The following is a 16187-nucleotide window of genomic DNA, read 5'->3' on the forward strand; positions in this document are numbered from 1 at the left end:
GAGTTTGATGTTTTTTGAGATTTTTTTTCTATTTTCCGATTTTAATATCGGAAAAACGATGATTGAAAATTTAATTTTAAAAACCTTACTCATGGTCTTTGGCATCGGTGCTGTATCGGGAATTTTATACGACGACTCTAAATTATATCTAATAGATGATATATATCCCAATATGATTGTTTATGATTTCAACAACAAAAAAACTACAGAAGTTGTCTTGGTAGAAGAGTTGCAAAAGGTTGCTGTAGATAAAAAAAATAAAGCCGATTTCGAATCGATTACTCATACCAATCAAGAAATATTTATCTTCGGATCGGGGTCTGCAAAGAATAGAAATGATCTTTTTGTGATACGAAAAAAAGATTGGCATGTTGAACGATTTTCTATCGAAAAATTATATCAAAACTTAGCAAAAAAACATCAAATTCCGTTAGAAGAATTCAATATAGAAGGAGCAGTTATTGATAAGAATACAGTTTATTTATTTCAGCGTGGAAACGGAAAAAGAAAATTGAATGGTGTTTTTGTTTTTCCGAAAGACTATTTATTTCGTAAAGAAAATCCTCAAAATAGAACAGATTTTCATCCCGTACATCTGCCAGAGAAAAAAGGTTTTCAGTACGGTTTTAGCGATGCCGTTTTGCACAATCAGCAGATTTATTTTACAGCAACTGCTGAAGGAGCTTTGTCTACCTATCACGACGGCGAAGTTTTGGGTTCGATAATCGGTCTAATAGACATGAAAAGTTTTGAGGTTCATCGTACCGAAATGATTAGCAGTGATTTGAAGGTTGAAGGATTAACCGTGAAGTCGGAAAATAAAAATCAAATCGAATTTTATTTAGCTTATGATAATGATTCGGGAGAGAAAAAATCAGAAATATTAACTTATGTTTGGAAAAAATAAAAAATTAAGAAATCAGAATCACATAATTTCTCCTATTATTTATGGTGAATAATTGTGAAAGTTTTCTTAAACCTATTATATTTGCCCGTTAAAAACAATTTTTTAAAGAGAAAAACTTATGCGAGGAAGAAGGCTGATTGCGGTGTTTGCAATCATTTTTGGGTTACTTTGCATTCGTCAATTAAGTTTCACTTGGTACACCGCTAAGGTGGAAAAAGAAGCAAAAGCGATTGCAAAAAATCCTGCTCAGGAACAACTTGTATTGGATAGTTTAGCCAATGACACTCTAAAGTTAGGGCTTGTCAATTATAACTATCACGATGCAAAGAACAAAGAGATTAATTTAGGTCTGGATCTAAAAGGAGGAATCAATGTAATTCTTCAGGTATCAGAACGCGATCTTTTGGTAAACTTAGCCGGTAACAAAGAAAATCCTATGTTACTTACGGCTTTAGATAACACAGATCGTCAACAAAAAACACAAGGTAATGTACCGTATGTAGATTTGTTTTTTCAAGAATTTGATAAAATTCGAGGAGGAACAAAATATGCCTCACCAGACTTATTTGGTACAAAAGCCAATTCGGCTCATGTTTCTTATAATGCTTCTGATGAACAGGTAAAAGCATTCATCAAAAAAGATATCGAAACCAAAGTAGCGACTGCTTATCAGGTAATCAGTTCACGTATAGACCAATTTGGTGTTGTAGAGCCAGTTGTTCAGCGATTAGGAAGTGAAGGTGACGGACGTATTTTGGTAGAATTACCTGGAGTTTCGGATACCGATCGTGTTAAAAAGCTTCTGCAAAGTACTGCGAAATTAGAGTTTTGGCAAGTTGTAGAAGATCAGCAAGCGATTATGGCTTTGGCTGGTATTGGTACTGCAAAATATAATATTAGTAGAGACGGTAGAATTGTGTCCAACCTTGGCGAAGTGTTAATGCCAAGAATGTCGAACGCATTAACTGTGGTAAACCTAAAAGATACAGCAGTTGTAAACCGTGTTTTACAAGATAAAGAATTCAAAACACTCTTACCAGCAAACGTACGCAATTATAAATTTGCGTGGGCAAGTAAACCCTTAGATACAGGCGTTGGCGGACCGAAAGTTTTAGAGCTTTTTGCTTTAAAAGGCAAAAACGGACAAAACGAACCTCTAATTGGAGGGGATAAGGTAGTAAGTGCATCTGGTGAGCGCAACGCAGGTTCTGTAACCAACGAACCAGTCGTGAGTATGCAAATGAACCAAGAAGGTGCACAAGAGTGGGCAAGAATTACCGATGAGTTAAAACCTAATCAACAATTTCCTAGAGGACAAGCTGTTGCAATCGTTTTGGATAATATGGTTTATTCAGCTCCAAGTATTCGTGGGCAGATTACAGGAGGAAATTCTCAGATTACAGGAAACTTTACGTTAGAAGAAGCAAAAGATTTAGCCAACATCTTACAAGCAGGTTCTTTGCCAGCCTCATCTAAGATTGTTTCTGCAGAAGTTGTAGGGCCATCATTAGGGCAAGAAGCTATTAACTCATCGCTTATAGCTTTTGCTGTAGCTTTTTCTTTGGTATTGGTATGGATGATATTCTACTACTCACGTGCTGGTCTTTATGCCAACGTTGCATTAATTGTAAACTTACTCTTCCTTATGGGAATGCTAGTTTCTCTACGTGCAACCCTTTCATTACCAGGTATCGCCGGGATTATCCTGACCCTTGTAACAGGCATGGATGCCAACATTATTATTTACGAGCGGGTAAAAGAAGAATTGCGCAAAGGTAGATCATTGCGTCAAGCAGTTGATTTTGCTTATTCTTGGAAAGGAGCTTTCTCAGCAATTTTCGACGCAAATACTACCTCTCTAATTACCGCTATTATTTTATTTATATTTGGTAAAGGACCAGTTGTAGGTTTTGCTACAACATTTATCATAGGTATTTTCACCTCTACCTTTACAGCCCTTTTTATTACGCGTTATTTCGTAGAAAGTCGTTTAGAAAAAGGAAAATCTGTAGCTTTCTTCACACCATTTACGGCACACTGGCTACAAAATATCCGTGTAGACTTATTAAAAACAAAGAAAATATCCTACGCAGTTTCTATACTATTAACGATTTCTGCTTTGGTATCAATCTTTACACAAGGTTTCGATTTAGGTATCGAGTTCAAAGGAGGTAGAACCTATACCGTGCGTTTTGATAAAACCGTAGACCCGACAAAAATAGCCGAAAGTTTAGGAAACGTATTTGTTCTCGATGGCGAGAAGATGATACCACAAGTGAAAACGTATGGTGGAAATAACCAAGTGAAAATTACAACGGCCTATAAAGCTGATGAAGACGGAACAGAAATCGATAATGAAATAAAAGATAAATTATATAATGGATTACAATCTTATTTACCTGCCAATTTATCTGTTAAAGACTTTTCAGAAGATAATGCTTCTATTGGGCTCATGTCATCTGCTAAAGTAGGGCCAACTATTGCCGATGACACAACACGAGCATCAATTCTTGCCGTATCATTAGCCTTAGTTGCTATTTTCGTATACTTGATTATTCAGTTCAAACGTTGGCAATTTTCGGCAGCAACGATATTGGCCCTTGCGCACGACGTTATTATCGTGTTAGGAGTTTTCTCATTGCTGAAAGGTGTTTTACCATTCAACATGGAAATTGACCAAGCGTTCATTGCAGCGATTCTTACCGTTATCGGATATTCGATGAATGACTCGATTATTATCCTCGACCGTATTCGCGAAAACCTTTCGGTAGAAAAAAATCGTAATCTGTATGATATTATCAATATATCTACATCAGAAACATTATCGAGAACTATCAATACCTCGTTAAGTACTTTCCTTATCGTGTTGATAATCTTTATATTCGGAGGTGAATCGATCAAAGGATTTATGTTTGCAAAATTAATTGGGGTGGTAATCGGTACCTTCTCATCAATCTTTGTAGCATCTCCTTTGGTCTACGATTTTACTAAAAAAGGAAAAATGAATAAATAAACGTTATTTATTAACTTCTAGAAAAAAACCGTTGATTTTTTTAAGAATTAACGGTTTTTTTTTATTCCATATTTAAGTATATTTGTTGAGTGAATAAAATGATGATTCTTATAGGTTTTATTGGCTTCCAAGAAATTGTGGTAATTTTGTTGGTGAGTATTATTATTTTCGGTCCAAAGAAAATTCCAGAAATTGCTCGTGGATTAGGCGAAGGTGTACGACAGTTGAAAAATGCGACAGAAAATATCAAAGAAGAAATCATGAAGCCTGTAGAAGACCTAGACCCAACCAAAGAAATCAGAGAGACGATAGACGAGGCCAAAAAAGAAATAGATACTACGGTCGATGAAGCTCTTGGTGGCTCGGTGAAACGATAGACTATGGAGCAAATCATACTCTTGGATCATGAAATTTTTGTGTACCTTAATAATTTAGGAAACTCCTCGTGGGATAATTTTTGGCTCTTCATCACCAATAAATTTACGTGGATTCCGCTCTATTTGGTCTTACTGATTTATTTATTCAGAAACACAACGCGTAAACAATTTCTACTTTGCGTTGTCTTCATTACTTTATTGATTGTTGCGACCGATCAGCTTGCAAATCTCTTCAAATACGGATTAGAGCGATATCGTCCATGTCATGATAAAACTCTTACAGGAAAATTTAGAGCGGTAGATTGTGATCATCGTGGACGTTTCGGATTTTTTTCAGGACATGCGTCAAATAGTATGGCTTTAGCCATTTTTATAGGCTTGGTCATGAAAAATAAACTACGTTGGCTTCTTGCAGCGATGATGGTTTGGGCACTAATGGTTGGTTATAGTAGAATATATTTAGGCGTCCATTTTCCTGGAGATGTCTTGGTAGGGTTTCTAATAGGAGGATTAAATGCTTTGGTTTTTTATAAACTCTATCACTATTTCTTACCAAAAGTAATCAAAAGTTAAACTCTTCAATAAGATTATTTCCTACCTTTATTGAGGTATTATAAATTCTAAGAAGTATGGACGATTTTATTGCAGCGCGAAGTCAGATGGCTTTGTCGCTTGCCTTTCACATTATTTTTGCTTGTGTTGGTATGGTAATGCCGTTTATGATGGCTATTGCACATTATCAATACCTCAAAACAGGAAAAGATATTTACAAAGGATTAACCAAAGCTTGGAGTAAAGGTGTAGCCATTCTTTTTGCAACCGGTGCTGTTTCTGGCACGATGTTATCTTTCGAATTAGGTTTATTGTTCCCAGAGTTTATGAAGCATGCTGGCCCGATTTTCGGTATGCCTTTTTCTCTAGAAGGTACAGCATTCTTTATAGAAGCAATAGCATTAGGCTTCTTTCTCTATGGTTGGGGGAAATTTAATAAATGGTTTCATTGGTTTTGCGGATTAATTGTAGGGATTAGTGGTTTAGCCTCGGGTATTTTGGTTGTTGCCGCTAATGCTTGGATGAATTCTCCTACAGGTTTTGATTATATGAATGGACAATATCTTAATGCAGACCCAATTAAAGCGATGTTTAATGAGGCATGGTTCCCACAATCTTTACATATGACTGTTGCTGCTTTTTGTGCCACAGGATTTGCGGTTGCTGGATTACATGCATATCTTATTCTTAAAAAGAAAAATATTCGTTTTCATACCAAAGCTTTTAATATTGCTTCTATGATAGCAGTAATTGCTGCTCTAATAATGCCACTTACAGGAGATATAGCTGCAAAATCAGTTGCAGAAAGACAACCGATAAAATTGGCTGCGATGGAAGCCCACTTTTATACAGAAGATAAGGCAGCACTTGTTTTGGGTGGAGTGCCAGATGAAGAATCGATGCAAGTGAAATACGCCATAAAAGTACCAAGATTGTTAAGCTTTTTGGTGCATAATGACTTTACGTCTCCAGTGAAAGGTTTAGAAGAATTTCCGCGAGATGAATGGCCACCAGTTGCCATCACACATTATGCATTTCAGGTAATGATATTTTTCGGGATGTTGATGATGTTGATTGGCTTGGTTTACTTATACTTTCTGATTTTTCGAAAAAAACAAAATTTGCCCAATTGGGTATATAAGCTCTTTGTAGTTGCTACACCTTTTGGTTATATCGCATTAGAAGCCGGATGGACAGTAACCGAAGTTGGTCGACAACCATGGATTATTTACGGCTTTATGAAAACGATAGATGCTGTAACGCCAATGCCCGGAATTCAATATTCGTTTTATATTTTTACTGCTATATTTATTTCATTATCAATTGTTTTGGTATTTCTGATGAATCGGCAAATACAATCTGTTGCACGTTTATACGATCCAGAAGATCCCCAATTTCAATCTACAAAAAACTCATAAAAATGATTTACGTGGTTATTATCTTCTTATGGTTGTCCATAAATTTATACTTGATTTTGGGTGGAGCCGATTTTGGAGCAGGAGTAGTGGAGTTATTTGCCAAAAAAGATTTTAAGAAAAGAACACAAGTTATTATGTATCGTTCCATCGGACCAATTTGGGAAGCCAATCATATGTGGTTGATTATTGCAGTAGTAATTATGTTTGTTGGTTTTCCGGCAATTTATTCAGAAATGGCAAATCATTTACACATTCCTTTGGTAATCATGCTGATGGGAATAATTGCACGAGGAACGTCTTTTACTTTTCGTAATTACGATGCAATCCAAGACAAATGGCACAATCTTTATGATTTAATTTTTACCTACTCTAGTTTCTTAACGCCGCTTTTCTTAGGGATTATTGCGGCTTCTATGGTTTCGGGTAGCATAGATACAAATGCGAATAATTTTCTAGATGCTTATATTTTTTCTTGGCTTTCTTGGTTCAATGTTTCTGTAGGAATATTTACTGTTTCTTTATGTGGTTTTTTAGCTGCTATATTCTCACTCAATACTGTCTGTAATCCAGAGGACTTGACTGTTTTAAAGAGAATGGCTTTAGGTTTTACTTTTTCAACATTTTTTTTAGGCGGAGTTGTTTTTGCTGTATCTATTTGGCAAAATATTCCTCTAATCGATTGGATTTTTAGAAATTACATTGGCTATATTGCAGTGATGATGGCTACATTGGTTTGGATAGGGGTGATTCGATTGGTGAATAACAACCATTTTAGGTGGTCGAGAGTTTTGGCAGGAGGGATCGTATTTTGTATTTTGGTAGCAGTCTCGTATTCTCATTATCCAAATATTGTACTTTTCAGAGATGAATCAAGCTTATCTTTGATGGATAATGCAGCGAATGAAAAAGTGATAGATATGCTAGCTTATGCGCTATTAGGAGGTTCGGTTTTCATTTTACCGTTTTTCATCTACCTTATGTATGCATTTAATAAACAAAATACTCGATCAGCTCAAAAATAAACGTATTCCTATTTAACATAAAAAGGATATTCATTCATCGAATATCCTTTTTTAGTATTATAATATGGAGGTAATGAATTCTTAATCAAATTATTCTCCAATATAAGTCACTATTTTTTCATCACCGTCTACCGAAACTTTGGTCAGATTGTACTTAGCCAAATTTTTCATTGACTTGTCCCATTTCTTTCCACTTAGATTAGTTTCATATTTCAAACTATTTAACTCTATAATATTATCATTTTTTTGTAAAATACTGATAATTAATGATTGTACTAATAAAAACCCTTTAAAGGGCTTTAAAATAAGTAAAAATTTGGATATTTGTATTTCAAACCTCGTACAATTGTATTTTGCGATTATAAAAGTGACATTTTTATTAATTTTTGTTGAAAAAAATCGGAATTGCAAAAAATTTTTGAAATTCTTTTTTATTTATTATCATAGTCGGAATAGAATATTTAGCCTATTGTATAAAACGTAATAAAGCTTTCTATTAGAAGGCTTTATATTTTTATTATTAACTATTTTATAATTTTTATAAGTTTATTCTAAACAATATTCAAATTATTTGAAAAAAATGTTGAAAAATAGGCTTATTCTAAAATTCTTCTTCATACTCTACAGAGGTAACAGTTTTAGTACAATCGCCTAAACAAGATGAACAAGATTTTTTATTAGCATTGGGAACACATCCATTAGTGCCGGAACAAGCTTTACTTGTACAAGAAATACCAGCAACTAATAAATTAACCTCTCCATTATTACTTTCTTCTTCTTCTTCTAATAAAGTAGTCGTTACTAATCCATCATTAGAATAACTTCTTAAATAATACATATTATCAATATTGACAATAGTAGATCTGTTATAGGAAATGTTATTTTGATCACTTGGATCAATAAGATTTTTCACACCTTTGTTTATTGATGTATCTGAAGCTAATAGTCTTATGTTACCATTTTTAATGCTTGCAATTTTCTTACCTATAATTGAACTTTCAGCCTTAGAGTTTATTTCATCTTGTAAAGAGTTTTTATTTTTGATATCATCTGAAGAACAGCTAAATATAAAAGCTAAAAATAAGTAGAAAAAAAATGTTTTTAGATAATGTTTTTTCATATTTTTAAAGTGTTAAAATCCATTAAATTAACGATTTTATTTGTAATAAAAACAAGTTAATATATAATGTATTAAAAAAATGAACGATCTAATTTATTAAAAAATTCTTCTTTACTCATTAACGTATCGTCCTCTGTTATAGGTACTAATTTAAATCTCCCATTTTCACGAGATTTTAAAATAACATCTTCCCCTTCTTTCACTTTTTTTAGATACTTGCCTTGACGTTCTCTAAACTCTCTTGTACTAATACTAAAATAGTCTTTATTTTTAAATGAAAACCATATTGATAAATATACGAAGAAATAATATAATTATTTCCACTTAACATAATTAAAATTATAGACAAAACTAAAAGAGCTTAAATCTCTCAATTTCAAGTAGTGCCGTTTTGAATAAATACACATATAAAAAACAACGCATTTAGAACCCTCTAAATACGTTGTTTTGTGTTTATTTATATCGGTCAATTCTACTTTTAGAAATAGAATTTTAAAATCAAGTTACATAGATTTTTCTCTCTTTTTGTAGAAAAGGCAAGGGTATCTTTTGAAGTCAAATTTTAATTTGTGTATACAAAAGTACATCTTGCATCTATAATCCTATTTTTTGAAAATTTTAAGAAATATCATAAGGTTAAAATTGCCACCATTTTTTCTTTTTGGGGCTTGGAGTTTCTTGTAGGTTAGGTTCACTTTGTTTTGGTGCTTCTAATAATAAAATGGTTTTTTGTAAATCCATTATTCTATCCTTTTTTTCCTGAAGAAGTAAGTCTTTATTTTTTAACTCTTACTCGAATAAAGCAATTTTTGTTTGTTCAATGATTCATCTTCAAATTGGGGTTTATGGATTGGGATAAAACGAGTACTTGTAAACTCACATTATCCAAATATTGTATTTTTCAGAGATGGATCAAGCTTATCTTTGATGGATAATGCAGCGAATGAAAAAGTGATAGATATGCTAGCTTATGCGCTATTAGGAGGTTCGGTTTTCATTTTACCGTTTTTCATCTACCTTATGTATGCATTTAATAAACAAAATACTCGATCAGGTCAAAAATAAACGTGTTCCTATTTAACATAAAAAGGATATTCATTCATCGAATATCCTTTTTTAGTATTATAATATGGAGGTAATGAATTCTTAATCAAATTATTCTCCAATATAAGTCACTGTTTTTTCATCACCGTCTACCGAAACTTTGGTCAGATTGTATTTAGCCAAATTTTTCATTGACTTGTCCCATTTCTTTCCACTTAGATTAGTTTCAGATTTCAAACTATTTAACTCTTTAATATTATCATTTTTTTGTAAAATACTGATAATTAATGATTCTTCGTCTGTTAATTCGTAAGAAGAAGCTTTCTTTTCGGGTCTCATTTGTGGGAAAAACAATACTTCTTGTATAGAAGGATTGTTGGTCAGATACATCAACAAGCGATCCATCCCAATACCCAATCCTGCTGTAGGTGGCATACCATATTCTAAAGCACGTAAGAAATCTTGATCAATAAACATTGCTTCATCGTCCCCTTTTTCAGAAAGTTTCAATTGTTCTTCAAAACGTTCGCGCTGATCAATTGGATCATTTAATTCCGAATAAGAGTTGGCAATTTCTTTTCCACATACCATAAGCTCAAAACGTTCGGTCAATTGTTCATTGTCTCGATGTTTTTTGGTAAGTGGAGACATTGCTTTTGGATAATCGGTAATGAATGTTGGTTGAATGTAATTGCCTTCGCATTTTTCTCCAAAAATCTCGTCAATTAATTTTCCTTTACCCATGGTTTCATCCACGGCAATTCCCATTTCTAGAGCAGCTTTTCTCAATTCTTCTTCTGTTTTGCCTTCTATATCAAAACCAGTAAAATCGATAATCGATTGTCTCATTGTAACTCGCTTATAGGGTGCTTTGAAATCAATTTCATGTTCACCAAATGTTGCTTTTGTACTTCCGTTAACAGCGATAGCACAATGTTCTAAGAGTTGCTCGGTGAAATCCATCATCCAGTTGTAATCTTTGTAGGCGACATAGATTTCCATTGCAGTAAATTCTGGATTATGTGTTCTGTCCATGCCTTCATTTCTGAAGTTTTTAGAAAACTCATAGACTCCATCAAAACCACCCACAATTAATCTTTTTAGGTATAATTCATTGGCAATACGCAAATATAATGGGATGTCTAGAGCATTGTGGTGCGTAATAAAAGGTCTTGCTGCAGCGCCACCTGGTATTGATTGGAGGATGGGCGTTTCTACTTCTAGATAACCACGAGCGTTGAAGAAATCGCGCATTGCTTGAAACAATTTTGTTCTTTTTTGGAAGATTGTTTTCACATGAGGATTTACAACCAAATCTACATAGCGCATTCTATAGCGTAATTCTGGATCTACAAATGCATCAAAAACGTGTCCATCGTCATCGGTTTTTACGATTGGTAAAGGTCGAAGTGTTTTTGCCAAAACGGTGAGTTGTGTTACGTGTACAGAAATCTCACCAACTTTTGTTTTGAATAGATAGCCTTCGATACCGATAAAATCTCCGATGTCTAAGAGTTTTTTGAATACCGTATTATAATCCGACTCATTCGGAAGGTCATCACGCGAAATATAGATTTGTATTCTGCCTTCACTATCTTGTAATTCGGCAAAGGAAGCTTTTCCCATAATGCGGGTACTCATTAGGCGTCCGGCTAGTTTTACCACTTTGCCTTCTTCATAATTTTCTTTTATATGAGACGAATAGGTCGTTACTTCGAATTCTTTGGCAGGGTAGGGTTCGATACCCAAATCACGTAGTTGTTGTAATTTTTCTCTACGAATAATTTCTTGCTCAGACAATTGCATTTTTACTTCTTAAAAAAATTAATAGAATGCAAAAATAACAATATTTTATGGCAATACCTTAGTTTTAGGAAGGATTTATGGTAGGATTTCGATGACTCTTTTTTGGGTAAACTCTGTATTCTGAAAGTATACTTTTTTGCTTTGTAAACAATAAGATGGCCAGCCGTTTTCTTTGATTCTACTCATTGTGTCTACGGTATAGATAATATTATCATCAATTGTAGAACGGTCTGGTGCGTCTACTTTCATTTCTTTGGCTATTTTTTCTAGATAATTAAACCAAGATTCTTTGAGCCATTCTTCTTCTGCGACTGAACTAGAAATCATTACATAATTACCCAAATAGGGCGAAATTTCTCTCAAACTATAAGTCGTAATTGCTGGGGTGGGATTGGGATTGAATAGATTGTCTAGATAGGTTTTGTAGACTTTTGGCTCAGAATTTACGGTAAAATTTCCTAAACCAAAGAAATAGTGAAATTGTTTAATTTCTTTTTCAAAAAGGGAGTTCAGCTTATCTGCCGTAGCGTATTGCTTTTCCATTTCGGCCAAAGTCTTTAGCACCTCACTATTGTCGGCATAATCGTCTTCTGCGTTTTCTAGTGCAGTATAAAACTGAACCATTGTCCAATTATTGGTTTGGAATCCTAAAAATTTCCCATCAGAATCAACCGAATAATAGATATCGATTTCATCCAAAATACTCAAAGGGTTTTTTGAAATTTGTTTTTTAGAATTTTCTATATTGGTGATACGCCAATGTAAGGTGTATTGATCTTGATACAAATCTAAAACATTGATGGATACTTTATAAGAAAGATATTCTTTCTGTATGGTATCTAGTCCTTCTGTTCGTGTGTCGTATGTGGTAATTTTATAATTATATTGATTATCGATGTTGAGGTATTGTTTTACCTCGACAACCGAATCGTTATCATTTGTTTGTGCTTGCGAAATTATAGCTAAAAAAGTAAACAGTATGCAATAAAAGATTTTCATGTTTTTACTCTGAAAAGCAAAAATAATGAATATTAGTCGTATTTTTTTATAAAAGCTCAATTTCTAACTGATTCACTGTTTTCTTTGCTCCTATATTTAGGCTGAATTTATAGTGTGAATTAATCAATATAGAGTCTTTATTGTATTTATTTTTATAATCGATTGTAAGTTCGATTGTATCGGAGTATTTTTTTATTTCTCTTTCTACTTGTTCGTGTGTGAGATTAACATTCGATTGTTCTAGCATAGATTTCGCCATCAATTGCCAAAGGGACTCAAAGTCCTCTTTGCTCAGAATCTGTGATGTCACAATGGTGTATGTTTCGCTTTTTGGATCTATTCCCTCTAGCCAAGTTGTCGAAGTAGAGGAAATTGGGAATCCGAATAAATTCTCTTGTATTTGTTTACCTTGATATTTTTCACCAACTTTCAGGTATAATCCGTTGAACTGTAGTAGGTTATTAATCTCCTGAGAAAATGTGTAACTTACATAATCCTGCGACAGAATCATATCCTCTAGACCAGAAACATTGGCTTGATAGATGGCATTTCTTCTGTTTTTTCTTTTTAGATTTTTTGCAACTGCCATAAGTTGATTTTTTACACCATCTTCATTTAGTAATTCTAAAAACTCACCATCTTTATTGGTTGCAAACTCATAATTCACTCCCTTGCTGTTTACCATATAATCGTTGTAAAATGGATCGGGATCATTGGTGCTTACTGCCAAATTCTCCCAACGCAACTTATATACGTACGGGTTCTCATCCAAAACAGAAAATTTTTTATGACTATTCGTAACTACTTTAGAAATAGTATCATTTATAGAAATCACATAGTCTACATCAGTAAATTGATAGTTATACTGATTACCAACATACCATTGCGGTTTTACTTGTACCGATTGTTCCTCGTAATTAATTTGCGCATAAAGTTGTTGAAAACCTAAAATATGTATGAATAAAAAGGTATAAAAATGTTTCATTTTGAGAAAAATCGTATTGTTGATGGTATTATAAATTTATTTAATGCTAATCTATCAAACCTTATTCCAAATCAATCTGACGCCTGAAATTAAGTAACAAACTTTCTGTATTTTAAGGAGTCGAAATAGAGGCTGGCAAAATTTTACCATTAAAAAAACGATGTCCATTTAATCCAAAATCCACTAAAAATTCGGCCATTTCTTTTGGTGTTGTCGGAGCTTGATAACCAGGAAAAGCTTCTTGTAACATTTCTGTTTGTACAGCACCAAGTGCGATACAGTTTATTCGAGGACCATTTTGGTTGAGTTCCTCTGCCAATAATTCAGTCAAATTACAAGTAGCTGACTTTGATGAAGAATAGGCCGATAAGCCAGCAAATTTCACAGAACCTTGTACGGCACCCATAGTAGAAATATTCACTACGTGGGAGGTGTTTGTAAATTTTGTAAGCAATAACTGGATCAATCGATAGGGAGCCATAAAGTTTATTTGCCAAGAATGCAGTAAGTCTTGTTCACTAACGTCTTCGAATGGTTTATTTATGCATAAACCAGCATTATTGTATAGAATATCGACTGTCTCCCAATCTTTTATATACGCCAAAATTTGGTCTATATCCTTATATTTACTTAAATCTAACCCTATGTTAATCAGTTGGTTTGGTTGAGCAAAATGGTTCAACTCATCTAACTTTTCTAGGTTTCTAGAAATGGTTAATACACGATTTCCTAAGGCCAAATGTTGTTTAGCAATTTCTTTTCCTATTCCGCGGCTTGCTCCGGTTACGATAATGTTTTTATGCATTTTGTATAAAATAGTATATGAATTTTTCGATTGAATGAAACGTTTTATCTTCGTAATATATTTCTTTTTCTCGGACAATCACACTTGTCTGGGATAGAGAACTTTGTTGATAACCTTGCTTCAGAAGTGCTTTGCTTGTCCAGTAAAATAACTCCCCTTCACCCTGTAAATTTACCGTTTTCTTTGTTTCGATTGGGATCGAATATATATTTCTAGAAGGGATGAATTGTAGAATATTATCGGATAATTTTTCTAAAATTCGATAACGATAAGCAATATCTTCAGGTAATCCAGAAACAAGTTGTTTGTTTTCGATCCACCAAATTTCATCGGCCATTTCCAATGCCAAATCTACCTGATGAGTTGCCATGAGAAAAGTTTTTTGCAGTTGTTTGCTCAACTTTTTCAAGAGGTCAAATATACGAAATTGATTTCCTAAATCTAAATTTGCAGTAGGTTCATCGAGCAACAAAAAAGGAGTATTTTGTTTCAAAGCTCGTGTAATCATCGCCAATTGTAATTGACCTTCGCTAATTTCAGTTGCGTATTTATCCAAAATATTTTTGATAGGAATTTCCTCTAAAATAACCCTATTCAGAGCCATTTGTTGTTTATAGGAAAAGTGATCATTTGCACCAATTTCTATTAAATCTGCAACTTTGATAGTAGGAATATGGGTGAGGTTAGAAAAAACAACAGCAACTTGCTTTGCAATTTCCGAAGTTTTCATTTGCGAAATAGCTTGATTGCTGTATAAAATATCACCAGAAATCGGTTGATTTATTCCTAGAATAGTATTGAGTAAGCTCGATTTTCCTGCACCATTATTACCTAAAAGGACAATAAATTTACCTGTCTCTATCTGTAAGTTAAGCTCTTTGAGTAGTGTTTTATTCTTGTAGCCTACGACAAGATTTTCTAACCGAATATTATCGACCGTTCTGTTATTCATCCTTCAGATTTAGAGTTTTTCAGTACTATACTGATTACAATAGGTGTCCCAAAAAGGGAAGTTATAATATTAATCGGAAATGTACCGAAAGGGAAAATATCGGTTAAAAAACTAAAAATCAGCATTAGTGCTGCACCCATCATCATTACCGAAAAAAATAAATAGTGCATATTGCTAGTTTTTAGGATATTTCTACAAATATGTGGTACAGCTAACCCGATAAAAGCTATGGGGCCGGCAAAAGCTGTTGCAGCTGCAGTAAGTATAGAGGTAGAAAGCAATAAGGTGAAACGTAAACGCAATAAATTGACGCCAAGCGTTTGGGCATATTTTTCGCCCAGAAGTAAAAACGTTAAACTCTTTAGCGTACCGTAAGCCAATAGTAATCCAGTGAAAACGCAAAGGGAAAACACAAAAATTTGTTCCCATTTGAGGCCTGTTAGCGACCCGAAACTCCACAAAAGAAATGATTTTATTTTTTCTGAGGGTGCAAAATATTGCAACAATCCGATAAAAGAAACCGCTAAGCCAGAAAGCATCATGCCCAAAACAATAAGTGCTGTGGATGATTTTACCCGATAAGAAAAGGTGCCAATGAGAACCAAGGCGGTAAGTGACCCTATCATTGCGGCACTAATGGTTAGCCAAGAATTGCCTAATAAATAATCTAAACCGATGATAGAAAAAAGAAAGACCACTATGGCAACACCCAAACTCGCCATTGCTGTAATACCTAAAACACTTGGTTCTGCTAATGAATTTTTAAATAACTCTTGCAATAAAAATCCAGCGATGGGGAGTGCTAATCCGACCAAAATAGAAGTGATTACTTTTGGTAAACGGTAATGTAGAATTAAGTTTTGTGCGAAGTTATCTTCCGATTGTCCGACCAAAATCCTGAAAATATCTTCGATCGAAATATTTGCTTTACCAATAAGTAAATTGAGACAAATAAAAATAAAAACGATCAATAGACAAGTGATGGTTAACCAATGTTTTTTCACGCAAATTTATTTGAAACAAAGATAAAGCAAGTTGACGAAAGTAATAGGAAAATGAAGTATAAATGGCATATAAACGTTATTATTGGTAGGGTATTTTGGGTTATTTAATCTTTTCTTAAACTGATTTTTTATAAACCATTCTTATAGAAGAGTACTTTTATACCCTTAAATTTTTTTTGGCTG

At 33.7% G+C, this 16187-nt stretch carries 14 protein-coding genes; 6 read left to right on the forward strand and 8 right to left on the reverse strand.

What is annotated here, in order from left to right:
- Positions 1–58: 58 nt before the first annotated feature.
- The 6 genes from WEEVI_RS09415 to WEEVI_RS09440 all read left to right on the forward strand — a co-directional run bounded on the left by WEEVI_RS09415 (position 59) and on the right by WEEVI_RS09440 (position 7289).
- On the forward strand, positions 59–907 hold the full coding sequence (locus tag WEEVI_RS09415) for a DUF6929 family protein (RefSeq protein ID WP_013598908.1): 849 nt from the start codon (positions 59–61) through the stop codon (positions 905–907).
- 118 nt (positions 908–1025) lie between these two features.
- Complete coding sequence (locus tag WEEVI_RS09420; RefSeq protein ID WP_013598909.1) at positions 1026–3920, forward strand: protein translocase subunit SecDF; 2895 nt, start codon at positions 1026–1028, stop codon at positions 3918–3920.
- Positions 3921–4018: 98 nt separating this feature from the next.
- Positions 4019–4297 (forward strand): Sec-independent protein translocase subunit TatA/TatB, encoded by a 279-nt coding sequence (locus WEEVI_RS11010; RefSeq protein ID WP_115042103.1) that lies wholly within the window; start codon positions 4019–4021, stop codon positions 4295–4297.
- 3 nt (positions 4298–4300) lie between these two features.
- On the forward strand, positions 4301–4870 hold the full coding sequence (locus tag WEEVI_RS09430; RefSeq protein WP_013598911.1) for a phosphatase PAP2 family protein: 570 nt from the start codon (positions 4301–4303) through the stop codon (positions 4868–4870).
- A gap of 56 nt (positions 4871–4926) precedes the next feature.
- On the forward strand, positions 4927–6267 hold the full coding sequence (locus WEEVI_RS09435) for a cytochrome ubiquinol oxidase subunit I (RefSeq protein WP_013598912.1): 1341 nt from the start codon (positions 4927–4929) through the stop codon (positions 6265–6267).
- Between the two features lie 2 nt (positions 6268–6269).
- Positions 6270–7289, forward strand: coding sequence for a cytochrome d ubiquinol oxidase subunit II (locus WEEVI_RS09440; RefSeq protein ID WP_013598913.1), 1020 nt, complete (start codon positions 6270–6272; stop codon positions 7287–7289).
- A 90-nt stretch (positions 7290–7379) separates the two neighbouring features.
- On the opposite strand, the gene WEEVI_RS11280 is transcribed toward WEEVI_RS09440, so the two are convergent.
- From WEEVI_RS11280 to WEEVI_RS09485, 8 genes are all read right to left on the reverse strand, one after another.
- A complete protein-coding gene (locus WEEVI_RS11280; RefSeq protein ID WP_260181925.1) occupies positions 7380–7505 on the reverse strand; it encodes a hypothetical protein in 126 nt (41 codons plus the stop codon).
- A 385-nt stretch (positions 7506–7890) separates the two neighbouring features.
- Positions 7891–8409, reverse strand: a complete 519-nt coding sequence (locus tag WEEVI_RS09450; protein WP_013598914.1) for a hypothetical protein — start codon at positions 8407–8409, stop codon at positions 7891–7893.
- Positions 8410–9564: 1155 nt separating this feature from the next.
- Positions 9565–11259 carry a lysine--tRNA ligase gene (gene lysS / locus WEEVI_RS09460; RefSeq protein WP_013598917.1) on the reverse strand — a complete coding sequence of 565 codons (1695 nt, stop codon included), beginning with the start codon at positions 11257–11259 and terminating at the stop codon, positions 9565–9567.
- Between the two features lie 75 nt (positions 11260–11334).
- Positions 11335–12258 (reverse strand): hypothetical protein, encoded by a 924-nt coding sequence (locus WEEVI_RS09465; RefSeq protein WP_013598918.1) that lies wholly within the window; start codon positions 12256–12258, stop codon positions 11335–11337.
- Between the two features lie 46 nt (positions 12259–12304).
- A complete protein-coding gene (locus tag WEEVI_RS09470; protein WP_013598919.1) occupies positions 12305–13243 on the reverse strand; it encodes a hypothetical protein in 939 nt (312 codons plus the stop codon).
- Between the two features lie 112 nt (positions 13244–13355).
- The gene (locus WEEVI_RS09475; protein WP_013598920.1) at positions 13356–14048 is read right to left on the reverse strand and encodes an SDR family NAD(P)-dependent oxidoreductase; all 693 of its coding nucleotides are present in this window, start codon (positions 14046–14048) and stop codon (positions 13356–13358) included.
- Entirely contained in the window at positions 14041–15000 is a 960-nt protein-coding gene (locus WEEVI_RS09480) for an ABC transporter ATP-binding protein (RefSeq protein WP_013598921.1), read from the reverse strand. The genes WEEVI_RS09475 and WEEVI_RS09480 overlap by 8 nt, the downstream gene beginning before the upstream one ends.
- On the reverse strand, positions 14997–16004 hold the full coding sequence (locus tag WEEVI_RS09485; protein ID WP_013598922.1) for a FecCD family ABC transporter permease: 1008 nt from the start codon (positions 16002–16004) through the stop codon (positions 14997–14999). Before WEEVI_RS09485 ends, WEEVI_RS09480 begins: the two co-directional genes overlap by 4 nt.
- Positions 16005–16187 lie beyond the last annotated feature (183 nt).

Origin of the sequence: Weeksella virosa DSM 16922, from assembly GCF_000189415.1 — a bacterium.
Classification (GTDB): domain Bacteria; phylum Bacteroidota; class Bacteroidia; order Flavobacteriales; family Weeksellaceae; genus Weeksella; species Weeksella virosa.